23 protein-coding genes are annotated in these 22679 nt (G+C 44.8%); 10 read left to right on the plus strand and 13 right to left on the minus strand.

All coding sequences use genetic code 11. From position 1 onward, the window contains the following. The first annotated feature begins 14 nt into the window (after positions 1 to 14). From ACLWBB_RS04070 to ACLWBB_RS04080, 3 genes are all read left to right on the plus strand, one after another. Positions 15 to 1103, plus strand: a complete 1089-nt coding sequence (locus tag ACLWBB_RS04070; RefSeq protein WP_413290297.1) for a glycosyltransferase family 4 protein — start codon at positions 15 to 17, stop codon at positions 1101 to 1103. A gap of 167 nt (positions 1104 to 1270) precedes the next feature. Next, positions 1271 to 2167 carry a hypothetical protein gene (locus ACLWBB_RS04075; RefSeq protein ID WP_413290298.1) on the plus strand — a complete coding sequence of 299 codons (897 nt, stop codon included), beginning with the start codon at positions 1271 to 1273 and terminating at the stop codon, positions 2165 to 2167. Between the two features lie 66 nt (positions 2168 to 2233). After that, the gene (locus tag ACLWBB_RS04080) at positions 2234 to 2878 is read left to right on the plus strand and encodes a hypothetical protein (RefSeq protein ID WP_413290299.1); all 645 of its coding nucleotides are present in this window, start codon (positions 2234 to 2236) and stop codon (positions 2876 to 2878) included. A gap of 27 nt (positions 2879 to 2905) precedes the next feature. Here ACLWBB_RS04080 and ACLWBB_RS04085 read toward each other — a convergent pair whose 3' ends face one another. Beyond that, the gene (locus ACLWBB_RS04085; protein WP_413290300.1) at positions 2906 to 3334 is read right to left on the minus strand and encodes a hypothetical protein; all 429 of its coding nucleotides are present in this window, start codon (positions 3332 to 3334) and stop codon (positions 2906 to 2908) included. A 318-nt stretch (positions 3335 to 3652) separates the two neighbouring features. Between ACLWBB_RS04085 and ACLWBB_RS04090 the strand changes: the two genes are divergently transcribed. After that, on the plus strand, positions 3653 to 5245 hold the full coding sequence (locus tag ACLWBB_RS04090) for a hypothetical protein (protein ID WP_413290301.1): 1593 nt from the start codon (positions 3653 to 3655) through the stop codon (positions 5243 to 5245). A gap of 15 nt (positions 5246 to 5260) precedes the next feature. On the opposite strand, the gene ACLWBB_RS04095 is transcribed toward ACLWBB_RS04090, so the two are convergent. The 3 genes from ACLWBB_RS04095 to ACLWBB_RS04105 form a co-directional block, all read right to left on the minus strand. Then, entirely contained in the window at positions 5261 to 6082 is an 822-nt protein-coding gene (locus tag ACLWBB_RS04095) for a S1 family peptidase (protein ID WP_413290302.1), read from the minus strand. 72 nt (positions 6083 to 6154) lie between these two features. Beyond that, the gene (locus tag ACLWBB_RS04100) at positions 6155 to 7276 is read right to left on the minus strand and encodes a fatty acid desaturase (protein ID WP_413290303.1); all 1122 of its coding nucleotides are present in this window, start codon (positions 7274 to 7276) and stop codon (positions 6155 to 6157) included. A 156-nt stretch (positions 7277 to 7432) separates the two neighbouring features. Beyond that, complete coding sequence (locus ACLWBB_RS04105; RefSeq protein ID WP_413290304.1) at positions 7433 to 8047, minus strand: hypothetical protein; 615 nt, start codon at positions 8045 to 8047, stop codon at positions 7433 to 7435. 148 nt (positions 8048 to 8195) lie between these two features. On the opposite strand from ACLWBB_RS04105, the gene ACLWBB_RS04110 reads away from it, so the two are divergent. Further along, positions 8196 to 9170: a hypothetical protein gene (locus ACLWBB_RS04110; protein WP_413290305.1), complete on the plus strand. Its 975-nt coding sequence runs from the start codon at positions 8196 to 8198 to the stop codon at positions 9168 to 9170. A gap of 19 nt (positions 9171 to 9189) precedes the next feature. After that, entirely contained in the window at positions 9190 to 9798 is a 609-nt protein-coding gene (recO, locus tag ACLWBB_RS04115) for a DNA repair protein RecO (RefSeq protein ID WP_413290306.1), read from the plus strand. Positions 9799 to 9871: 73 nt separating this feature from the next. Here the strand turns inward: recO and ACLWBB_RS04120 are convergent, their stop codons facing one another. Together ACLWBB_RS04120 and ACLWBB_RS04125 are read right to left on the minus strand one after the other, a co-directional pair. Then, positions 9872 to 10867 (minus strand): M4 family metallopeptidase, encoded by a 996-nt coding sequence (locus ACLWBB_RS04120; protein ID WP_413290307.1) that lies wholly within the window; start codon positions 10865 to 10867, stop codon positions 9872 to 9874. A gap of 160 nt (positions 10868 to 11027) precedes the next feature. Next, positions 11028 to 11936: a tyrosine-type recombinase/integrase gene (locus ACLWBB_RS04125; RefSeq protein ID WP_413290308.1), complete on the minus strand. Its 909-nt coding sequence runs from the start codon at positions 11934 to 11936 to the stop codon at positions 11028 to 11030. A gap of 156 nt (positions 11937 to 12092) precedes the next feature. On the opposite strand from ACLWBB_RS04125, the gene ACLWBB_RS04130 reads away from it, so the two are divergent. Both ACLWBB_RS04130 and ACLWBB_RS04135 read left to right on the plus strand, forming a co-directional pair. Then, positions 12093 to 13154 carry a sigma-54 interaction domain-containing protein gene (locus ACLWBB_RS04130; protein WP_413290309.1) on the plus strand — a complete coding sequence of 354 codons (1062 nt, stop codon included), beginning with the start codon at positions 12093 to 12095 and terminating at the stop codon, positions 13152 to 13154. A 94-nt stretch (positions 13155 to 13248) separates the two neighbouring features. Next, a complete protein-coding gene (locus tag ACLWBB_RS04135; protein ID WP_413290310.1) occupies positions 13249 to 13896 on the plus strand; it encodes a hypothetical protein in 648 nt (215 codons plus the stop codon). On the opposite strand, the gene ACLWBB_RS04140 is transcribed toward ACLWBB_RS04135, so the two are convergent. The 3 genes from ACLWBB_RS04140 to ACLWBB_RS04150 all read right to left on the minus strand — a co-directional run bounded on the left by ACLWBB_RS04140 (position 13871) and on the right by ACLWBB_RS04150 (position 16672). After that, the gene (locus ACLWBB_RS04140) at positions 13871 to 15322 is read right to left on the minus strand and encodes a hypothetical protein (RefSeq protein ID WP_413290311.1); all 1452 of its coding nucleotides are present in this window, start codon (positions 15320 to 15322) and stop codon (positions 13871 to 13873) included. The genes ACLWBB_RS04135 and ACLWBB_RS04140 overlap by 26 nt on opposite strands. 172 nt (positions 15323 to 15494) lie before the next feature. Further along, a complete protein-coding gene (locus ACLWBB_RS04145; RefSeq protein ID WP_413290312.1) occupies positions 15495 to 16253 on the minus strand; it encodes a hypothetical protein in 759 nt (252 codons plus the stop codon). Continuing rightward, positions 16253 to 16672: a hypothetical protein gene (locus ACLWBB_RS04150; RefSeq protein WP_413290313.1), complete on the minus strand. Its 420-nt coding sequence runs from the start codon at positions 16670 to 16672 to the stop codon at positions 16253 to 16255. Before ACLWBB_RS04150 ends, ACLWBB_RS04145 begins: the two co-directional genes overlap by 1 nt. A gap of 109 nt (positions 16673 to 16781) precedes the next feature. Here ACLWBB_RS04150 and ACLWBB_RS04155 point away from each other — a divergent pair, with 109 nt between their 5' ends. Continuing rightward, entirely contained in the window at positions 16782 to 17639 is an 858-nt protein-coding gene (locus ACLWBB_RS04155; RefSeq protein WP_413290314.1) for a LysR family transcriptional regulator, read from the plus strand. A 66-nt stretch (positions 17640 to 17705) separates the two neighbouring features. Here the strand turns inward: ACLWBB_RS04155 and ACLWBB_RS04160 are convergent, their stop codons facing one another. The 3 genes from ACLWBB_RS04160 to ACLWBB_RS04170 all read right to left on the minus strand — a co-directional run bounded on the left by ACLWBB_RS04160 (position 17706) and on the right by ACLWBB_RS04170 (position 20121). Beyond that, the gene (locus ACLWBB_RS04160) at positions 17706 to 18215 is read right to left on the minus strand and encodes a hypothetical protein (RefSeq protein WP_413290315.1); all 510 of its coding nucleotides are present in this window, start codon (positions 18213 to 18215) and stop codon (positions 17706 to 17708) included. Between the two features lie 101 nt (positions 18216 to 18316). Beyond that, the gene (locus ACLWBB_RS04165; RefSeq protein WP_413290316.1) at positions 18317 to 19051 is read right to left on the minus strand and encodes a hypothetical protein; all 735 of its coding nucleotides are present in this window, start codon (positions 19049 to 19051) and stop codon (positions 18317 to 18319) included. Between the two features lie 236 nt (positions 19052 to 19287). Then, on the minus strand, positions 19288 to 20121 hold the full coding sequence (locus ACLWBB_RS04170; RefSeq protein ID WP_413290317.1) for a flagellin: 834 nt from the start codon (positions 20119 to 20121) through the stop codon (positions 19288 to 19290). Between the two features lie 541 nt (positions 20122 to 20662). Here ACLWBB_RS04170 and ACLWBB_RS04175 point away from each other — a divergent pair. After that, positions 20663 to 21325 (plus strand): type 1 glutamine amidotransferase, encoded by a 663-nt coding sequence (locus ACLWBB_RS04175; RefSeq protein ID WP_413290318.1) that lies wholly within the window; start codon positions 20663 to 20665, stop codon positions 21323 to 21325. Here the strand turns inward: ACLWBB_RS04175 and ACLWBB_RS04180 are convergent, their stop codons facing one another. Next, positions 21326 to 22633: a hypothetical protein gene (locus ACLWBB_RS04180; protein WP_413290319.1), complete on the minus strand. Its 1308-nt coding sequence runs from the start codon at positions 22631 to 22633 to the stop codon at positions 21326 to 21328. Positions 22634 to 22679 lie beyond the last annotated feature (46 nt).

Genomic DNA, 22679 nt, shown 5'->3' on the forward strand with positions numbered 1-22679 from the left:
GTCCATACTGGGCCATGCCCAAAAGAGTCCTTCAATCTTGTCTTTCAAAATCATGGGGCGGCCTTGAAATGGTCGCCTATGAAAATGCTATTTCTCTGACGAAGAACGGTTTTGAGTGTCATACTCTTTGTTTTGAGGGCTCTCCGCTAGAGCAGCATCTTAAGGCGTTGAATCTTTCCACGGTCAGCATTCGTAAAAAGCCTTTTGATTTTTTGAAAGTGCGAAGTTTTATCAAAAAACACGGCATTCAGTATTTTCTAGTGCAGATGCTGAAAGATTTGAAACTTCTTTCAGTTGCCGCCATCGGGATTCCTGAAATCAATATGATTGCGATTGCACATATGTTTATCGGTGTGAATAAGAAAGATTTCATTCACCGCTGGGTCTATGGAAAATTGCAGACTCTTATTTGCCTGACTCAAAATCACAAAGAGAATCTTCTAGAATTCCTGCCTTTAAAAGAAAGTCAGATTGCGGTCCTTCCAAATTTCGTGGACTGCGAAAAGTTTAACCCAAGAAATCGTTCTGAAGAAGTGCGTGCAAGTATGGGCGGCATGCCTGGAATTCCTTTGATGGGAACGGCGTCTCGCTTGGATCCGCAAAAAGGGCAGGGCGTTGCTTTAGAGGCTCTAAAGATCCTGAAACAGAAAAACATTCCTTTGCGGCTTGTGATTGTTGGTGAAAATACCAAGAACGAAATGAACTACCTCGATGTGCTAAAAAAGATGTCCAAAGATTTGGGCATCGAGGACCTTGTGCATTTCACAGGCTATCGCTCGGATATGGATAAAATCATCGCGTCGTTGGATGTTCTTCTAATGCCTTCAGACCGAGAAACTTTTGGTCGCGTTCTTATTGAAGCCATGGCTTCGAAAACCCCAGTAATTGCGACCAATGCCGGCGGTGTTCCCAACATCATCGACAACAATATCAATGGTCTTTTAGTAGAGCCGAAAAATCCACAAGACTTAGCTATCGCAATGGAAAAATTGGCGACCCAAACGGACCTCCGCCAAACCCTTGCTGAAGGCGGTTACCAAAAGGCTCAATCGACTTACTCTAAAGACGTCGTAGAGAAAAAGTTCCTCGGTTTCTTCGATTAATTCCGACTTTCTTTTAGTCGCTTTTCTAAACCTATAAACTCTTGATTAGAGGGTAAGTTTTAGGATTGTGACTAATGTTTTTATAGACGAAATTCATTCTGAGAATCTGCGTTCAAAAATTTGTGCAAATGAGTGGCTGGGGATATTCTTTGATTGAGGGCCAACTTATGAAAACGATTTTCAGTCAAAAAGGCCAATCGCTAATTCAAGTAATTATATCGATGGCTATATCAATGATCATACTTTCTGCCATTGCCTCTACTATGGTGGCGCAACAGAAAGAGGTGAAGGGCTTAGGTGAAGTTATTGCCAGTAAAGACCTGCAGTCCGTGCTGACTGCGACTCTGACAAAAAGCTCTGCATGCCTATTCTCTATAAATACGCCGTCTCCGGCGTCATTTGATTCGACCAGTTTGCCACAGAAGATAACGATTCCTAAGATTTATACTTCTGCAAGCTACGCGGCTCCTGCGGTGGTCGAACAAAACAAAGCGGTGTCACCCTTTGCTTCCACTTTGGTTGCAGAAAATATAGAACTGAACATCAAATCCGGTACGGGCAATACCTACTTGGCCGAGTGGCAGATTCATTTTGCAGCAACAAGTTTGGTCAGGGCACTAAAGCCTGTTGTTGTTTCAACCATCTTAGCCGTGGATACGACGGTGCCTGCGGTTGCCAGAATCATTGGCTGCCACGGATCGGCTTCGGGGATGAGTATTTACACAAAAGACTATGATTTGCTAGCAAGCAACTCTTTAACTTTACCAGAAGGGCAGTTTCTGGTGCTTTTAAACTCACGAGTAAAGCCGACGATAGCTTCAGCAGACTACTCTTATATGATTCAGTTAAAAACCGATGAGGGGCCCACGGAAATTCAAACGGGCTTTGCCGACGTCGGCGGGACTTCAGGGGCTGGGACCAAAGAAGTCAGTGGTTCTAGCTTTGGCTACATCACAGTTCCAGCCTATGGGACGACACTCAAGTATCAAGTGACAGAAAACACGGTCTCTCCGGGGGCTATCGATAATACGTACATCCATGTGACTGTGGTGCAGATTCAGTAGTAATTTCTTGTCCCTTATTGGGTATTTTGTTTCCCAAGTCCGGCATTGTGGGACAATATCAAATCTATGTATAAGAGTATTGTTTCCATTCTGTTTTTTGTTCTGTCCTGCACACCTAAAACTGAAAAACCGGTTTCTGTAGAAAAACCGGAACCAGAGGTTTTGGTAAAAATCGAATCGCGCATCCTGCAAGGGGCTGACAAAGTCGAAGCCAGATACGAGTTGACTGAAAATGATTGCCGCGTTGCTTGGCAAACTAACTCAGAAAAGAAAGATCAGGTGCTTGAGGTTCACCTCAAAAACCGCACTGAATGCAAGTTGCCATTTAATCAAGCGGCTAGCCTTCATGAAAAAGTCCTTTCGAGAATACTCAAAGATTATGCTGCTACAAACATCAAAAGCATTTCAACGAATGGACTAAAGAGTCTTCAACCGGATGGTAGTTGGAATTTAATTGTTGCCAAAGCGGCTGAGCAGTCTGCTGATTATCAAGACTTTCGAAAAAATTATCCAAAACATAAATCTCAAAAGTCTACGAATAGGATTTTAGTAGACCTTATTCACCAAACCCAAGTTCACGCGCCTTTTAAAGAAATGCTTGCTAAGCTCAATCTTCATTTTGAATTAGAGAGCGTTGAAAAAGTATTTCAAACACAAGATGGGCAAATTGATGATGCCGGAGCCTTCTGGTGGAGGCCCACTCAAAAATAGAAAGCCACTGATCACTAAATCAGTGGTTTACCTAAGATAGATGCAACTGACGTTTGAGCAAAGCTGTAGGCGGGAAGTGCTTAATCTCTTATATGCGCCTGATGGGCGCAATTCAACGCAACCGACGCTGCCGTTGTTGCAACTTAAAAAGTTCATCGTACCAGAAGCCTGCGAACCTTGAACCAGCACTTGGCAGGTACAGCTTCCGACGGTTCCTGAAGTAATGTACGCCTCAGAGGTAACACCAAATTGTGCAGCTCTTAAGTCCACTGAAAAGACGTTGCCTTCTTCAGTCCACACGCCAAAAATACTTTTCGATGAGGGGTCGGTGTCGGAGCCAGTTCCAGCGGTGCCGGCGTCTGAATCCGATGTAGAGTTTGATGCATCACTACCTTTTCCACAGGCAGAAAGTAGTAAGGCCAAGCAAGTAATACCAAGGACGATAAGCAGTCTCATAAGTTACTCCTTGTTACTTATTTGAAGCTTACTTATAGCTTAGCATTATTGTCTCAGGAGTATCCTAATCCGATACAATAAGTCTCAAAATGAGATAAGAAATAATCAAGGTTGGTGCGTGCAGTAAATGGCTACTGAACAAGATGTTTATAAGTGTATAAAGCCCGATCATTTCTGAGCAGGTTTTGTAAAGGCCTCTTGAGTATCGCCGCCAGCGCTGGTTCCGCAGAGCATCACGCAAAAAATCACCAAAGTGACACCGAAAAACTCGGCACAAAGTTTGCTCCACCTTTCGGTTGCCCAAAGGGGGGAATCAAAATGCACCAGAAAATTAAAAACGCTTTTGCGATTTTGTTGATCGCAACAGCGGGGCTTGGCGTCGTCGCAAACGCTGCACCTGCTGAGAAAACCACTGCGACTTTGACTCGAAGTGCCGCATCTGGCACCGAAGTTTCAGAGACCTTAACTAAAAATATTTATCGCCAAGAATCTGTTCAAGTGCCTTACACGGTTCAAGAGCCTTACCAGGACACAGAGACTTACTACGAAAATGTGCCGTACCAAGAGACCGAAAGTTACTACGAAAACGTTCCTTATCAAGATCAAGAAACTTACACAGACTACGAAGAATACTACGAGCAAGAATATCGCTGCGAAGAGCGCAGCCGTGATGAACGTATTTGTCACGACAAAGAAAGCTGCCACATTGCCCCTGGAACCAATCCAGACGGAAGCCCACGCCGTGTTTGCACCACTCAACCAGTGTGCGAAACCATTACACGTCGTTATCAAGACTGTGACTATGTGCCGGTACGCCGTACGCGTGCAGTTGAAAGAACTCGTTGGGTGACTCGTTACCGTCAAGAGCTTCGTCATCGCACGGTGACTCGTTATCGCCAAGAACAGCGTACTCGCACAGTCACTCGTTACCGTGACAAAGAAGTTTGCTGTAAGACAGAAATCAGAACTGTCTTTGATCACCAATTCCAATTGCCAGTCCGCGTGGTTTTCCCAGCAGAAACTGTTCTAGCTGGAGCCGAGCAAGAAACCTTCTCTGTCGAGTTTACAGGTAGCGAATCAAGCCCATCTGTAAAGCTAACTCCGAAGAAAGTTCTTTTTGGCTACGAAGTTGAACGTCAAGATGTGAATGGCGCTGGTATTGTCGTGACTTTAAAGCGTGTCGCTTTGTACTCCCAAGATCAATTGGGTGTTGCGACTATTAAGGGACTTGGTTTACAAGCAATCAAAGAAGGCTCAGTCATCCGTTTCACAGACGAAGGACTTCGTCCGCGTGTTGACACTGCCTACAGCTATCAAGTGTTTGAAGTCGGAACGACTGACATCCTTGCTCAAGGCTCTGTTGTTGCTCAAGCGGCTCAAGTCAGTATTCCATTACAAGTAATTCTAACTGAAAACAAAACTTACCAAGTCGACATTCGTCTTTTCAGAAAAGGCCTTCCGTTGGCGGCAGACATCGATACTGTGATCTCTGCGACTCAAACGGTGTCTTCGTTGAAAAATGCCAGCGTCTATATGGATAAGTCTCAGATCGGCAGATTTGAAATTCGTGGCGAAAAAGAAGACTCTCGTTTGTTCTTCCGTGATCAAGCTCCGAAAGACGAAGGCGTTAGCACTCTTTACCGCATCGAAGTGATCGTTGGCGAGAAAGACGGCCAAGTGGTTTCTACAAAAGAAATCGCGCTTGAAAATATGCCTCTTTCAACGAATAACTTCTATCGCTTGATGTTGGGATCTGATCTTGGCGTTCCATCACAAATTCTGAAAGACAAAGTTCGTGATGGTAAAACAATCAGCGTACGTGTGACTGTTGTAAGACAGCACGTTGGTTTAAATGAAGGGGTGCCAGTGTCTTTGAAGATCGAGCACTCTTCTCGTATCCGCAAAGAGTAGTTTCTATTTTGGGATTCAGTAGACCGCAAGCTCTGCTGCGGTCTTTTGAATCCAAGGTAAGTGGAAATACGTCGAAATATAAATAGCCTGATATCGGCAAATGTCGAAATCAGGCTTTTTTCTTGCCTCTTGATCAAGACTGTAAACCGCAGAAGCCACGCCCATTACAACTCTTCGGTCATCGATTTTTGCAAAGGCAGGGCCTCCGGAATCTCCAAAGCAAATTCCGTGTCCATTTTGCTGACTCACTGAAAACTGAGAAGTCGCGGTTGTTATCTCTGGCTCATTTATTGTCACTTGTGTATAGCGAAGAGTGCCGCCTTGCCGTTCGGTAATGTCTTTACGCCCGGTCACAGTGCCATACCCTGTCGCATAGAATGTTCTTCCTGCATCAGCAAGATCTTGCTCTGTCGGAAGAGGCATAGGTTCAAATCCTGCTGGCGGATATCCATCAAAGCGAAGAATCGCCAAATCTTTTCGATCTGCATAGGATTTTGGATTGTATGCATGCACGCGGATGTTTGTTACGTGACGGACAAGGGACTGATTCACTTTAGGATTCTTGGTGAAGAAGATCGCATATTCGGATGGCACTCCCGTATTTGCACAATGAGCGGCCGTTAAAACCAAATTATTAGCAATCAAAGTCCCCGTGCAGAGAACTCCTTCTTTGGAGTTGTAGATAGCCACAACGTGCTTTGCGAATATTTCTTTATCAACAACCTGACCGCCTACGATTGAAGCGTCGTCAGTACCAGAATGAATGAGGGTGGGGTTTTTATTAGGCCCGCAGGCTGCGAGCGGCATTAAGAAAAGTAGAGTAATTACCTTTTTCATGGGGATTTTTAAATCAAGCTCCATGAAACAGAACAAGTGAAGATTCAGTCATTGACTGAATCTTCAATGTCGCTAGGCGGTTTTCATATAAATGCGCCAGAGTCTCATGCCCATCTCGAATTCAAGTTTGGCAACTTGCATTTCAGTTTTGATCTGTTCGAGTTTGGCTTTAGAAGCGTCTTGGAATTCGCTCTTCATGCGTTCGTAGTCTTCTCCAAGTTTCTTCATTTTCATTTGTGCAGAAAGAATTTTTTCGCGCAGATTTTCTAAATGCTCTTCAGAGAAACCGCGGCTTTTCATTTTCAAACTTTCCACCTGAAGACGTGCTTTCAAAATTTCCGCGCTAGAAATTTGGCGGAGTTTGTAGGCAAGTCCCATCCACTTCAAAGTCAGGATCGTCCATTTGGTCGGATCCCAGTGGTACCAACGAATGCCGTTACGGTAGTCGATTTGGAATTTGTGGTGGAAGTTGTGATAGCCCTCACCATGAGTCAGAAATGCGACGAACAGACTGTCACGCGCAGAGATCTCGCGAGAGTAAGTCTGAGTGCCCAAAGTATGGCAAAGAGAGTTCACAAAGAAAGTGCTTTGCTGAGTGAGTGCAATACGAAGCCCACCGGCAATTGCAAGGCCCGCTAAAGCGCTGCCTAAGAAATAACCAATAATCATCGGAACGAAGAAGCCCGTCGCTATGGCAATCCACACATAGTGCTTATCTTGGAAATGAACCATCCAGTCTTTTTCGAGATCTGGAGCTTGGACCGGCAGGTTCACGCTGTCTTTGCGGAACATCCAACCCATGTGGGCGTACCAGAAACCTTCATGGATATTGTAAGGGTCATTTTCGGTGTCGATTTTAGCGTGATGACGGCGATGATCCGAAGACCATTTCAAGCAAGAACCTTGAAAGCCCGAAGCGCCCACTAAAAGAAACAACGCCTTAAGAATCGGGTGTGCATCATAGCTTTTGTGTGAAAAGAGGCGATGATAACCCGCAGTAATGCTCAGATTTGTAGCAGCTGCAAAAACCAAAGCAAAAGCAAGGATGCCCCAGTGAACTCGGTCCGTCGTTGCGAAATAGCAAATCGTCAAAATAACGGAAATAAGAGGATTTAAAACAAGAAAGAGAGAGACCGTAAGATCATATTGGGAAAGCCATTGTTTAAAACTTTTTTTAACGGTCGTATTTTGCATTTTGGAATGTCCTCCAACTAGAACTTATTGTGCCCTGAAATGAGTTTATTTTCCATGGGAAACACGGTTTTGACAGCCAACTGAATAAAAACGAAAAGGGCCGGAAATTCCAGCCCTTTTTTCTGTTTAGTTTTAAATTTTTGTTCGCGATTGTAATTAGATGCCAAATCCTAACAAAACCTTAGCATAAGAACCTGACATGTTGATGTCTTGGGTCGCTACGTTGCCTGTGCTGTCCGTTGCGTTCTTCCAGCGGAAGTCTTGATAACCAAGCTCTGCACCCAAATGAAAGCCAATGAGCTTCACACCGGCCTCAAGGCCCACAGAGTATGAAGTGATTTTGTCAGAGCTAAAGACGCCTGTCTCAGTGCCGTTTTGGATAGCTTTAACTTCGCCAGAATGAGAAATCCCGTAAGTCACGATCGGGCCCAAGAACAACAATGTGTCGATAAGACGATAATTCAAAAGCAATGCAGTGCGAGAGTAGTTGGCTTTAAACTCGATACCGCTGCTAGAAGCTTCAACACCCATGTTTTCATAACGAACTCCAAAGCCCATGCTGAAAAGTGGTGGAGAGATGATAGCATCAGCACCTAGACCATAGGTTGGGGCGATCGTTGGCAAGCTTGGGCTGCCAGTGAAGAGTGGTGCCAAATCAGGTTTAGAAGCCAAGAGACCATAAGTCGCTCGAACTTCGAAGATAGCGTGGGCCGGAGCTGAAAGCAGTGAGCCCGTAGCAAAGATGAATGCGCAAAGTAAAAGATGTTTCATACGGTAATCCTCCAGAAAAAATTTCGGAACTTTTTCATTCTATCTTGTCCTTTTCTTGAGGGTCTAACTTGGAAAATAAAAACGGACCTTAGTCTTTGCGTTCGAGGCTTCTCTCGTCATGTGTTTGTGTCCGTGGTATGTTCTGTTTATGAAATTAGCGCTCGTCCCATTAGAAGAATGGGAAAGATTGAATGATCAGCTGAAGATTCATTTCGCACTTCCAGCGGACAATACCGCAAGAATCTACAAAGGTTTGGCTCACGCGGTTTTTGAAGTAGCTCAAGGTACCGCCCAATTTCTCTCTCACAAACGCAGTCTCGGAGTCGTTAAAGGGCAAACCCCGTATTTTGATTCCTTACTTCCATATTTCTACAAAGAGGTTTTCAACGTTCAAGCTGTGAATCATTTGGCGTTGACGGATCCTGAAGCGTGGGTGAACGGCCTTAAGAAAGACACCACGTTTGTGATGTTTGCTGAAGATCATCCAGTGACGGGTGAGCTTTACAACTATGATCGTTTAGATGAGCTTTTGAACGAAAAGAAAATCTTTGCTGTTCGAATTTCTCACTTCAGACATTTTTACGAAACGGCTCATCCTCGACCATACTCAGTTCGAATTTGCTATTTGAACAACGACTATGCGGTAGCTTTGTGTGGAGAAAGATTTAAGACTCCGGCATTGATCGCTCCGCAAATGAATTGGCATGTGGCGGAGTGCTTAAGTGTGGTTCAAAAAATCCATGTCAGCCCCCAAGACAAAGCTTTGGTGGAATCTTTCGAAAAGTCCTTCAGTGATATAGCGACGCCTTGGTTTGCTCAGGGAGTGTCGCGCCTTTATGAGCGTGTGCTCTTGAAGTTCCCAGAAGTCAGTGCAGAGGCCCTCTTGCAGCGTCTGTATGACCATCTGCAGGTCGACTCATCGAAATATTACGAAACCATGGACACAACAAACCTATGTCGCTGGCACCATTTCAAGACTTTTAACTCTTGGTGGGAGCCCAAGCCCACTATGGACGACCTGTCGTCGTTATTAGTGATCGACTCTGGGTGGCTTGTCACAAAAGATTTTGCCAAGATCCTAAAAAGCTCCTATGAAGAGATAAAGGCCGAACAAAGCTGGTAATCTTCATAGGGATCCCGATTTGGAAGTTAAAGATCGTTTTATTATTCTACGTACCATGAAATATTCCGAGGCGGACTTGATCGTTCATGCTTTGTCTCCGGTCGGCGAAAAGCTTTCGTTTATTGCCCGTGGTGCTTTGAAAAGTAAAAAGCGTTTTGGTGGCGGTGTTCTTGAACCTTCCCACTTTGTCCAATTCACTTATAAACAAGCTTCCGGAGAAGGAAAACTCAATCCGATCAGCGAAGCGACTTTGTTGAATGACTTCAAAAAAATCCGTCAGGATTACGATCATCTTGAGCTCGCGTTGCAAGTCATCGAATGCGTCTCGCGAGTCAGCCAAGAAGGGGATAAGAGTTCGGACTCTTTGTTCAATCTTTTGGGCAACACATTGAAAGCTATTGAAAGCTGCCAGAACGTCGCTGTTTTAAAAATGCACTTCTATTTAAAGTTTCTTTTTCAGCAGGGGATTCTGACAACGGAATCTTGGATGGCGCCGTTTTTAAAAACTAACATCGGGGAATCTAATTCTTTAATTGGTGATGAGTCTCTTAAAAAAGAAGTCACAAAGAATATGTTCTTTATCGAATCGGCGACCCAGCAATATCTAAAAACCGCCGAGAATCACTAAATCTTTAAGGCATTTAAATAAAAAAGCCCCGGTTCATCACCAGGGCTTTTTCTATTGTTCTGTGATTATCCTATTACAGACCAACGGATTTAAAGGCGCTGTCAAAAGCCGCACACTCAGAGCTGCTTAATTGACGACCGCATTCGCTGATAGTCTCACTTGCATAAGTAGAGAAGTCAGCGTTCTTCGGAAGTTTCTCAGTCATTACTACGTAAACGACATGAGCAACTTTATCCCAGCCCAATTTTTGAACTGCCAAAGAAATCGCGCGATTTGGAATACCAGCTAACAAGTGAACACCACATTTGTCGTTTTCAGCTGTCGCTTTACAGTTTGGTCCCAAAGCCGCAGGAATTTGTTTCATCTCTGTAGGTTGTGGTGGAATGCTCAATTGTGGATTTAGCATGTCACGCAGACCTTTTGGTGTGAAACCATACTTCGCAGCAACCTTTTGTTTCAAATCGTCGCCAAGAACTGTTTCGCCGATCAAGAAGTCGTTTGCACCTTTGCCGGTTTTTACTTGAATGTACTGACCGAAAACATCAGACAAATGCTCATTCAAGGCACCAGACTGACCGAGGGCTTCAAGCTTCGTAGTAGATTCTACGACCGCATGAGTATACTCGTGACCGATAACATCCACAGCACCTGTGAAGTTATTCAAATTGTCTTTTTCACCCGTACCGAAAAGGAAACGCTTTCCGTTTTTGTCCCAAGCAGCGTTTTGATCCAGTCCCAACATACCTAACAAACTAACAGGACCGCGACCGACTTTCACGACAGCCAAAATGTTAGCACCTTTGCCATCGTAAGAGTTGCGACCAAATTCCTGATTATAGAAATCACGGACCAGTGTGATGTTCTTGCTCGCAGTCGTGGCATCTTCACTCATGAAGACTTTCTTAAATAAAGAGCCAGCTTTTTTCCCGTTGATGAGCACTAAGTTACCGTTGTTGGTAAGACCAGATAGTGGGTTGAAGCTACCTGCTTCATAAATAATGATATCGCCTGCATTTGCAGACAAAGCGGCGAGCGTAATTCCAGCCGCAAGTAAACGCGAAAATTTCATATTGCACCTCGTGGGGAAAGTGTTTACCACAAGGTGCTCGAAACCTGTTATAGAGGGAAACTCGCATTGATTTCTTTTCCGAAACGTCGAGAGTTTTTACAGGAAGTTCTTTCAAAGTCGAGGTTCTCTCGCCTAAAAAGGCCGGGATTCTTTTAAATGACTAGCGTTTCGATGGCTTTTTTTGAGAGCCCTTACTTAAAGGGTGATGATTCTCCATCGTTCTTGCAAGTTGATCCACTCCAAGATGCGTGTACTTTTCAGTGGCTTGCAAGCTTTCGTGACCAAGCAACTCTTGCAAGGTTCTTAAGTTCGCCCCACTACTTAATAGATGTGTGGCAAAGCTGTGTCTGAGGGCATGCGGGTGCAGAGGCTTCATCAGCAGGGCTTTCGCGCCACGAGTGCGGACCCAGTCATAAGCCACGCGAGGATTTAGGGGCTCAACGCCAAACACATAGTCTTCGTCTGAAAGCGAACGCAGTTTCTGCAAAACCTCGATTGCAAGTGTTGGCAGAATGACCAAACGTTCTTTCCCACCTTTTCCTTTAAGGCGCAGACTGCGGGTCGAGAAGTGCACATCGGTCCATTTCAAGTTGCACGCTTCGCTCACGCGAAGACCAGCTCCATAAAGAACTAAAAACATCGTTTTATCGCGGATGTTTTGGATCGAAGTATCCTTCTTGTCGTAAGAGCTCAGAACTGCCAGGGCTTCGTCAACGCTGAGGAAATGAGGCAGTTTTTTAGGGACTTTGGGGCTAATAATCTGGGTCGAAAGGTCTCTTTCAGTCAGCTTTTCCTGATAGGCCCAGCTAAAAAAACTCTTTAAAGTAGAGCTCTTACGGTTCCTGGAGGACAGGCTAAGCCCTGCCCAGCTATTCAGGGCATCTCGGGACATGCTTAAAATTTCAGCCTCGGTAAAGGCCTTCTTGGCTTGGCCTTGGGGATCTAAAGAACCAAAGGCCTGCTCCAGATCCTTTTTATAGGCTTTGAGCGTGAGGGGGGATGAAGATTTTACAAAATCCATGAATTTCAGGTACTTATCTATGGATTCCAGGAGCTTTAGAGCGGCCATCGTGAGTTTAAAACCCCGTCCTTTCGATTTTACGCGAGCCTAGAAAAAATATAATGCCGTGCAAAAAATCGCTTGCATAAATTACATCACCACCGGTATATTGCATCGTGTTAACGCAATGTATCAAAATTAGATTATCTCGAAAGGCGGCACGTAATGGAGAACAACAACTCATCCTCAACTACTGTTTTACCTTCTTCTCAAAACACCCAGCAAGTTCTTTGGAACAACAATACCCAGAAATCCAGTGAGAATAAGACGATTGTCTATCAATCAGAGATTATGGGAACTCTGATGAAGATGATCGAGCGCGTGGCTCCGTCTGCGGCAAATATCTTGGTTCTTGGTGAGTCTGGTACTGGTAAAGAATTGGTTGCTCGCCATATTCATGAAAAATCAAATCGTAAGAATAAACCTTTTGTAGCTATCAACTGCGGCGCACTTCGCGAAACTTTGCTTGAGAGCGAACTTTTCGGACACGAGAAAGGTTCTTTCACAGGCGCTTACAACCGTAAAATCGGTTTGGCTGAAGTTGCTAACGGCGGAACTTTGTTCCTTGATGAAGTTGGTGAGTTGAGCCCGGGCATTCAGGCGAAACTTCTTCGTTTCATCCAAGAAGGCGAATTGTACCGTGTTGGTGGTAAAGATCCTATTAAAGTAGACATCCGTTTGATCTCTGCAACGAACCGTGAGTTGGATGCAGAAGTTCAACGCGGTAACTTCCGTGAAGACCTTTTCTATCGTATCAACACGATCGTAGTAAGCGCTCCACCTCTCCGTCGTCGTCGTGAAGATATCTCTGCGTTGGTGACTCACTTCTTGAGCAACAGCAACCATGCTTACTTGAACCGTGGTCGCCAAATCTCTGAAGATGCATTGAAGGCAATGCAAAAGTACGACTGGCCAGGTAACATCCGTGAATTGCAAAACGTTTGCGAAAGATTGCAGATCCTTTCTGAAGGTCACACGATCATGATCAATGATCTTCCAGAAAACGTTCGTAACCCAGAAAAAGCAGACGATATCATTGATTACGATCCAAGCTTGACTCTTCATGAGCTTGAGAAACGTTACATCTTGAAGGCGTTGGCTCACTTCGGTGGCAACAAGACTCAAGCTGCTAACAACTTGGGTATCACGATCAAGACTCTTTACAACAAACTCCATGAATACGGTGAGTTTGAAAAGTTCGCAGTTCACTCTAAACCGATGAAGTAATCTTTCGAGGTTAGAGTTGAGACTTGCTCTTTACACTCTTTTAATACCACTCTTGATATGCTCCGTCTCTTATGCAGAGACGGAGCATTCTTGTTTGTATCGTCACGTTCACGAGGCGATGATTCTGAACGAGGCCCGAAAGCCGCTCTATGCGGAACTCACTGATGGACGCAGTCTTGCGATCAGCGAGGCCCTGATTTCTTATGAAAAAGATCTGCTATTAAAATCCCGCATTGCGGACATTACGGCGCGACCCTTTCAATGGGCTGGAGTTCCGATTGTTTGCGAGGATTATATTTCTATAAATGCAACTCCCCAGTTTAAAGCTCACTATCCCTCAGGAGCGCCGTTGTTGCAGAATTTTGTTTCAGTGAAAGTCGGGGATTATGTGAAGGTGCTCGAACCCTCCATCAAAGCAGGGGATTTCAAACGCGTCGAAAAGATTTCGCATCAGGCTGTCGAAGAACTTTCGCAAGAGCCACGCTTAAACTGCATGGTCAGACATTTTTTAGAATCGATCCGCAGAGTTGCAGGGCTTGCAGAAAAGCACGATCAAAAATCTCGAGCGGTTCTGGGTGTGGGAACTAAGTTTCTTTCCAAGAAAATGCTTATCGTCCATCTTGATGAGCTGCAATTCGCAGCCGATTTGGATAAGATGGCTGCGCCATTGCAAGCGGCGGGTGTGCCGATCCTATGTCAGGATGTTCCAGCCATTCCTAGAATACACGTTCGCAAGAAATGATGTCTTGAGACGGAGTTCCGATATACGCGTGCTGTATGTTTTCGAGAACTTTCAGGCCTGGTGGGGGGGTGTTAGTTTGACGTAAGTACCCGACGCTCAAAACAAACAGTTCAGAAAAGTCTGGAATTCTATTGTGAGCATTCTTAAATAGATTATCGTACATCATGAGTTTTTGTGATTGTTGCAATTGAACTGGAATCCCGGGGTCTATTGAATAGACTGAACGCAGACTTTGCAAGCGGGCCAAATCGAAGCCCTGTTTCACTCCCTCGTTTTGGAGGACTCCTCCCAACGCGCGTACGTTACGAATATTCCAGTCGACGGTTGTAGGAGCAAAAGGAATTCCCAGACTCAACGCTGTCGTAAAAAAACCATCACCGGCTCCTAGCGGAACTACATGATTGCGATTGCTTGCCAATAAGAGAGTTGAAAAAATCTGGTGAGGCACATTTGGGACTTGTACGACTGTCAGATGACCAGGTGGCAATTTGTTTCCTGATTCGGAAAATTCTTTTAAATTAGTGAGGCTGATTTTGCTGCGCTCTTCTTCAGAAAAACTAGCTAACAGACTTTCACTGAACGCGGACGGCGTCAGCACGATCAACGGCGATGAAGAATTCAATAGGCTTCTAAAATAGTCTCTGGCTTGTACCTTTACCTGAGGAATAGAGAATCCATAAGCCAATGCGTACCTAGTATTCCCGCTTTTTCGATCCTGAATAACCGCGTTTAGGAGTGAGTGCAAATCGGGTTGTGTTGTCTTGGTTTGTTCTAGCAAAAATTTTTCTGCCTTATCAAGGGACCAGTTGCGGATCGACAATGAGAAAGGATCGCGAAAAATTCCCGCCTCATTAGAATTGGCATCCAGTCCCGGGGCAGGCAAAAGGTAAAACTTGTTCCCCTGGTTCAACAAGCTCAATGGCTGTATGGATGCGGTGTTTTTAGTATTGCCATAGATGGGGGTCGATAAAAATACGGTCTTATCGTTGATATTCAATTTTCCCGCCTGAGCCGGAGATTCTGCGGTAGTAAGGTGCAGTCCGTCTGCAAGAATGCGCCCGGATGGCATGCCAGTGCGAATCACCACAGAATATTCTTTGGCAGGTAATTCCGCTTCGCGAATCAAACGAACTTGTGATTCAAGGCCTTGTAAGTTGCTTGAAATCGTTCGTAGAATTCGCTCACTTTTTTCATCAACAAGAATATTTACAGTCCCTTTAAAGCCAAGTTCGATGAGATTCTGAATCAGGAAGAAAGTTGAAGCTGTATCTCCGTTTCCGGCGATCGGTCGACGGGAATCAATCAGAATATTTTCCTTATTAAAGCTAGCGGCGAAGTTTTTCGAAAGCGGAGCTGCTGCGGACCAAGTAAAGCAGGTCGTCACTTGTATTGCTAAAATAAGGAGGCACTTGGTCCAAAACGCCATAATAAGTAACTAATTGCAAAGCCCCGGCCAGAACGTCAAATGCATGGAGTATTAAGAGCATAGAGGTGGTCCTGATCAACTCTCTGACACCTGTGCGCGCAAAATGTTGGTGGGCGAGAACCGTAGCTAGAGTTCCAGAGTGTCTCAGTTTGAGACACCTTTTTGAATGCCGTTAGTTGAAGCCTCGAATAAAATCTTGAAGCTGTTTTTTTTCTTGGACGGTCATCTGAAAACCCGTTGGCGGCATGTGCCCTTTAGCAACTAGATGTTCTATCGTGCCGATTTGCTGGCGTCGTAAAGAACCGCGCGATAAGAAGCCGTCTTCGTTATGGCACTTCTGGCAGACGGGCACTTTTAAAAGGTCATTGTGTGGATCTCCGTGCCAACGAAAATGCACGTTGAGCGACGCATCTTCTTCATCGTGAGTTTTGTCGAAAAGAATTCTTCCGTAAGTTTTGATTCTTAAATTCCACAAGCCGATTTTGAGTTTTTCATTCCAACTCATGCCCGCAAGGGGACTATCGCTGACAGGGCGAATACCTCTTGGCCCATTGTTATGGCAGATAAAACAACTCACTCTGTATTCGACGCGCTCTTTTAAGAGGTCTTCGCTCCATTCCAAGGGGCCTGGGGCGAATTGATAGTAGCGCGCTGTTTTTGGGGTGGCCGTTTTATCAATGACAATAGCCAGTCGTTCCCATTGGTGGGGACTGGCGTTTCGACCGGCATGGCTTTGCTTCATCATCCAGACGTCTTTGGTTTTTCCGGGAATCCATTTGATCTCGTTGTAAACAGGCTCAAGATCTTTGTTTTTGGATTCTTCGGATTCAATGACGATACTTCCGGGAGTATGAGCATAAAGCCATAGGCCTGCTCCGCAAAGAGCAAGGCCTATGGTTGTTAGAATGAGAGACTTCTGTAGCGTTTCCATTATGGACAAGTGAAGTTCAATTCATTTTGTTGGTAAGTCAGTTTGGCGTATGTGGTTAGAGTTGGAGCAGGGGTAGGAAAGTCGTCTCCGCATCTTCCGCATCGTCCACCATAAACTTGGGATTGGCTGATTTGCAGCGTTGCTGGATTTCCTTCACCGTCTAGCAAGTTGTAGGAACCATCGGGCAAAGTGCCATTTGCTTGGAATGCTGTTGTGACCTCTCCCGTTGTTAAAGTAGCTCCTGCAAAAATCTCAATAGGTATTTCAAAAGCCGGTGGGACTTTTGGTTGAATTTTTTTTGGAACTTCCTCCATTTTGATATGAAGCTTTTCTCCTTGGTCTGCGAGGCAGAAGTAGTCTGCCAAAGCATTTTGCCCAAGCATCATTCCGAGAAGTGTGATTGTAATAAGTTGTTTCATTGTTATCTCCTTTGTTGTTTGTGTGTTTTCCACGAATCCGAACCTAAGAGATTTTCCAAGATAAGAAAAATTAATTGTTTTTATCGAGGCATTAGCATAATTAATGTCTATGAAGATATCGAGCCTTGGCCTTCAGGCCTTTACCCAAACCGCTGCCACCCTTAATGTCACCCAAGCCGCTAAAGACCTTGGATTGACCCAGTCTGCGCTTTCACAAAGGTTGTCTTTGCTGGAAAGCGAACTTGAAGTAACGCTTTTCATTCGTGAGCCACGCGGACTGAAGCTGACCGAAGCGGGGCAAAGACTTTTAAGATTTGCGACTTTAAACCAAAAGATCGAAGAGGAGTTGCTCTTTGAACTCAAAGGCCACAGTCAGGAATTGGCGGGGACGATCCGCCTTGGGGGATACTCCTCAGTTTTGAGATCTGTGATTGTTCCAGCGCTCGCGCCCTTTTTAAGGAAGAATCCCAAAGTCCATATTGATTTTCAGTCTTACGAAATGTTTGAGCTGCCCGAAGTTTTGAAGACGGCGCGGGCAGAGCTGATTGTGACGGACTATAAAATGAACAAACAGAATATCCGAGAAGAGGTTCTAGGCTTCGAGGAGTTCGTCGTCGTTGAAAGTACCAAATATGATAGCCCCAAAGACCTGTATCTGGATCACGGCCCCGAAGACAATGCGACCGAAGAGTTCTTCAGAGCGCAAAGTAAGAGCCCAGGATTCTATCGTCGTTCTTTCATGGGTGATGTTTATGGAATTATTGACGGCGTAGAGGCCGGTCTTGGCAGGGCGGTGATGAGTCACCATCTCGTCACGGCTAGTAATAAGATCAAGCAGGTCAAGGGCTACGCCTCTTATAAGCGGCCTGTGACTCTTCACTATTTTGAGCAGCCATTTTATTCGCGCTTAATGATGAGAGTTTTGGAAGAGCTTAAAGCAAAAGCTCCAGACTATTTAAAAATATAGAGCGGCAGAAAAAGAAAAAGGGCTGTTTTTCAACAGCCCTTTTTTAGTGTCATTTGTAGTCAGATATTAGAAGTAACCTTCTTCATCATCTTCGTCTTCTTCTTCGTCGTCTTCATCGTCTTCAGCAGAAGTCTTGTTTGTGTCATCTTCCATATCTTCGAAAGAATCGTCTTCTTTCTCTTCAGCTTCTTCCCAACCTTCTTCGTCGTCGCCGATTGGTTCTTCTTCGATATCTACCATGCTATCAAGTTCAGCTTCGTCGTCGAACTCGTTAGTGATGTCATCCAAAGCAGTTTCAGGTTTGATTGCAGGGGCAACTACTGCAGCCATCGCCGCTTTTTTAGCAGGCTTAGCGGCCTTTTTAGCTGGCTTTGCAGCTTTTTTAGCTGCAGGCTTTTTAGCAGCTTTTTTAGGAGCGGCTTTCTTCGCAGGTTTTGCTGCTTTTTTAACGGCTTTTTTCGCCGCTTTTTTTGCAGGTTTAGCGGCCTTTTTTACAGCCTTTTTTGTAACTTTTTTCGCAGCTTTTTTAGCAGCTGGTTTTTTTGCTTTTTTAGTCTTTGATGCTTTCTTAGCCATGAGATGCCCCCTTAGAAGTTATCGATGTAACGTCTAGAGCCTAGCGAGATTTTAGGGGGCAATCAATAATTAATTACAGCATCGGATCAACGACTTGGTCATTAGAAGCGAAAGTGATCGTCAATGATGGCTGCCACAGAGTCAGGCATTTGAGTGTTCAAGAAGAAACCTCCATCAAATCCTGACTTGGCTGGGACCGTGTGGAAATACCCAATAGTCTCTACGCCTCTACGAATAGGGAAGTGGAGCGGAAGATACGGGTCGTAAGGGCTCGAAACATAGACACCGACCACATTGACGCCGATGTAGAAATGGAATTTCACGTTATTTTTGCCGGGAACCGCCAAAGCAAGGCTCGGAAGTTCACCACTGGCTACCTGAGGAAGAGGGTCCCCATTAGGCAGACGGGCAGGGTTTAAGAAGCTTGCTCCTTTCAGAACATAGCGTAATGGAACACTCACTGCGAAGAATGAAGCTCCCTTGTCGTCTTTGTAGGTCATGAATTTTACGCCTGGAAGGTCAGGAATCTCACCCTCGGCGCTGTCGATATATGGATTCATTTGCAGGGGCAGGATGATCAAGAGGGCGTTGGCTGTTTTATCAATGTCGATAACTAGGCTGCCGTCGTTGTTTCCGCCAGAAACAAAACCTTTATATTGAAGTTTTTGGTACTCATTAGGGACCGGGGTATTGTCATTGCCGCCATCCGTTGACGAACTGCCATTGTTATCCGTACCCGGAAGGCTTTGAGCGCTGAATCCACCTTTATCGCTACAAGCAAGAAGGATGGTTAGGACGCCGACGGACAAACCGCGTGTGATGATTTTTTGTAACATAACTCCTCCTGACCTATTATTTTTCGGATTAAAGTCGGGGGATCTTTAGGTAAATATTTGAAATTATTAGTAAAATAGTTATACAGAAAACGAAAAAATGAATTGGTTTTTGTGAGGTCTTGTAGAAAAAATCCGCAAAAAACTGAAAAAAGAAAAGACGGTGTTTAGGCATTAGAAAATAAAAAAAACCCCAGTGAGTTTCCTCACCGGGGCTATTTTGTTAACTAGGTCGCGGATTAACCGATCAACTTAAGAGCCAATTGGTTAACTTGGTTCGCTTGCGCCAAAGTAGAAGTACCAGCTTGGAGCAAGATGTTATTACGAGTCATCTCAGAAGAAGCCTGAGCTACGTCAGTATCACGGATACGTGAGTTAGCAGCAGACATGTTCTCTTGAGCAACACCCAAGTTATCAACAGTCGAAGTCAAACGATTCTGAAGGGCACCGAGGTTAGCGCGAGTACCATTCACAGAAGTTTGAGCTGTATCAAGCATTTGAAGAGCTTCTTGAGCACCTTCTTTAGAAGTGTAGTCAAGAGCGCCTAATCCCAATGCATCCAAAGTCGCGATGTTTTCGCTAGCTCTGAAAGTGATACGATCTTCTTCAGCGTTGTTGAAAAGACCAACTTGGAAATCAAACTCTGGAGAAGAACCATCCAAAAGTTTTGTAGTACCCCAAGTAGTTACTGAAGCGATACGTTGGATCTCAGATTTCAATTGTTGAACCTCTTTATCCACGAAACCGCGCTCAGTGTTACCAACTGTATCAGAAGCAGCTTGGATTCCCAATTCACGAAGACGAACGATAATGTTACCGATTTCGTTCAAACCACCCTCAGCAGTTTGTACCATCGAGATACCATCGTTAGCATTGCGTTGAGCTTGAGTCGCAGATCTGATCTGAGCTTTCAAGTTTTCACTGATCGCCAAACCAGCAGCGTCATCCGCAGCTTTATTGATACGGCTACCAGAAGCAAGTTGCGCCATAGAACCGTTGATCGCACGTTGGCTACCAACTAGGTTTCTTTGTGCATTAAGTGCCGAAATATTTGTTGTTACTCTCATTCCCATTGTAAATTCCTCCGTTAATATTTTTTATTTTTCATTTCCATACCTTCCTTGAGTTTTATTTCCCCATATTCCATTTTGTTGGGGCCGGCATCCGAGCCGATTTTTTTTAACTTTTTTGGCCTATTACTATTTAAGTAAAATAACTGAACATTCTATTGTTCGTTTTTATCTCATCCTTGAAGGCCCTCCTTTCGTGTGTAGGAGAGAGTGACCTTATTCTCTCTCCGGTCCTTCCTGGATCCACATTGTTAACCTGTGAATACGAGTTCATTGACAAGCATTAGATCGGGATTCGCGACGAACTCTTGACAGGACTGTAGGCGGGATTTGAGTTTTTTTTGCAATACTAGGCCAAGGGCAGAAGGCCCTTCTAGACGAAGGATCGTCCTGCGCCACTCTGCTACAGGACTGAAGGGCCGAATTCAGCAGGAAAACTCGACTGAAGAAGAGTCAAAAAATACGACAGAGAAGCCGCGCCCCCTATTGACCTTTGAAAGAGAATAGGGGATTTTTGCGGTGCATACTTTTTGGGGGCAAGAAAATGGCTAACAAAATTTTGATTGTGCAACATGAGGAACACACATCAGCTGGAACTACTTTAGAATGGGCAAAAACACGCGGAGTGGACGTCGTGTTTTGGCATCCAGCACAAGAACCCATGCCGAAGTCTACGGACGATTCTCTGGGCGTGGTGATTTGTGGTGGCTCTATGGACACGTTCGAAGAAGACAAGTTTCCATGGCTAAAGACTGAAAAACAATTCGTTCAAAATTTACTCGAGAAAAAAACGAAAATATTTGGTTTATGCTTGGGTGGACAGCTGTTGGCCGAGGTCCTTGGCGGAAAAGTCTATGTCCAAAAAGGCTGGGAGATCGGATTTGTCCCAGCAAAAACTAAAGACGGCGAAGAAGTTCCTATGTTTCATTGGCATCACTGCGCGTTTGAACTGCCTCCGGGGGCGACTCTTCTGATTAAAGGCGACTATTGCCCTAACCAAGCATTCTTGTGGAAGGATCACGTTGTAGGCACTCAGTTTCACCCCGAGGCGACTGAGGACTGGGTCCGAGAGTGTGCTGAGGATGTAGAGGAAAAACATCAAGGGAACGTACAAAAAAAGGCAGAGATGTTGGACTCTCTGCCTTTAAGAAAAAATCTGCAAGATTGGTATTTCAGGCAACTGGATGCCTTGTTTTTAAAGAAGTAACTACATTGCCAAAAGGACGCGTTCGCAAGACATGATCAAGAGGTGATTGCGTTGCGCACCTTTTTTTGTAAGGTTCGTCCACTGCTTTCCAGCAGCATCTGTCGTTGAATAATACTGACGAATATAGTTTCCAGCGCGTTCTGGCTTGTCCTGAAGGGCGCCCAAGTTGACTCCCGTTTGACGAGCGAATTCTTTTTCGAACTCAGCAAAGAAATCACGGCCCCATTGGTCGTAACTGCTATTTTTTGTAGTGTCTTTTTGCATTTCCATCCAAGTCGGAGCTTTGTTTCCGTGCAGAATTCCGACTGCGACTTTCATTTCTCCAACTTTGATATTGTCTTGTTCCCACTTCTTCAAAATGTCTGTTCTTTTAGCCGCAGTGAAGAACTCAGTTGAAAGATAAGTATCGCCGTAGTCACGCAAAACGATTTTTCCTGTCGGACGATTTTTAGCATCCAACTCAACTAGGAAGTTTTGCGAGTGTGGAGAATCGTAAGTCATACCAGTTAAAGCCATGAACTCAGCCAAAGCGCGAGCCAATGGCTTGTTATAGTGTTCATTCCAGAAAGCAGCAGGATCGTTAGAACCATTGGCTGCTGCCAAAGCCTTACCTACTTTGTCGTGCATGATCGAGAAGCCAGGAACATAGCGTTTGCCACTCTTAGTAAGGCCCTCATAAGAACGAATGATCATTGCTTGGTCGAGTTCTTTGATACCGATGGCAATAGCTTCGTCTAATAAAATAGAATTTTCCAGCTTTGGTTGGTTCTTCAGTTGTTGATTCACGAAGTCTGTCATCAAACGAATTTGCTGACCGTCATCCCAAGTCTGTTGTTTGTCTTTCCATGCGCCGCCAGTTTTGTCCGTGGAACCTTTGAAAGAGAACTCCGCACCTGATTTTGGATCGACAACGATATAGCTACGAGACGCCGTCATGTAGCCTTCGAAATATTTCTTTTTCACAGGCTTGATGTTGTTTTTCTCAAGGAATTTTTCAACTTCCTTGTGCCACTTTGTATCTTCAGGATTGATAATCCAACGCACGTATTTTTTGCCGTCTTTTTCAAAGACAAGGGCATTCATAAATTCAGGATTGGCGCGAAGAGCGACATCGGCTTCAAGAAGAGCCAATGGAATTTCATAATGCTCCATCTGGACCATTTGATTGCTACGAGTTGCAGCTGCATTTGCATTGGTTTCTAAGGTAACAAGGTCTTGCATCTCTTTACTGATTGCCCATGAGATCTGAGCACTAATAATAAGAGCGAGAGCAACAAATGACTTAAGGTGGGTTCCAGGTCTTGCCACAGACGTACTCCTTCTAATTAAAAGTCGACATTGTCCCGACTTTCAA

This window comes from Bdellovibrio sp. HCB337 (assembly GCF_047302465.1).
Lineage (GTDB): Bacteria > Bdellovibrionota > Bdellovibrionia > Bdellovibrionales > Bdellovibrionaceae > JACMRP01.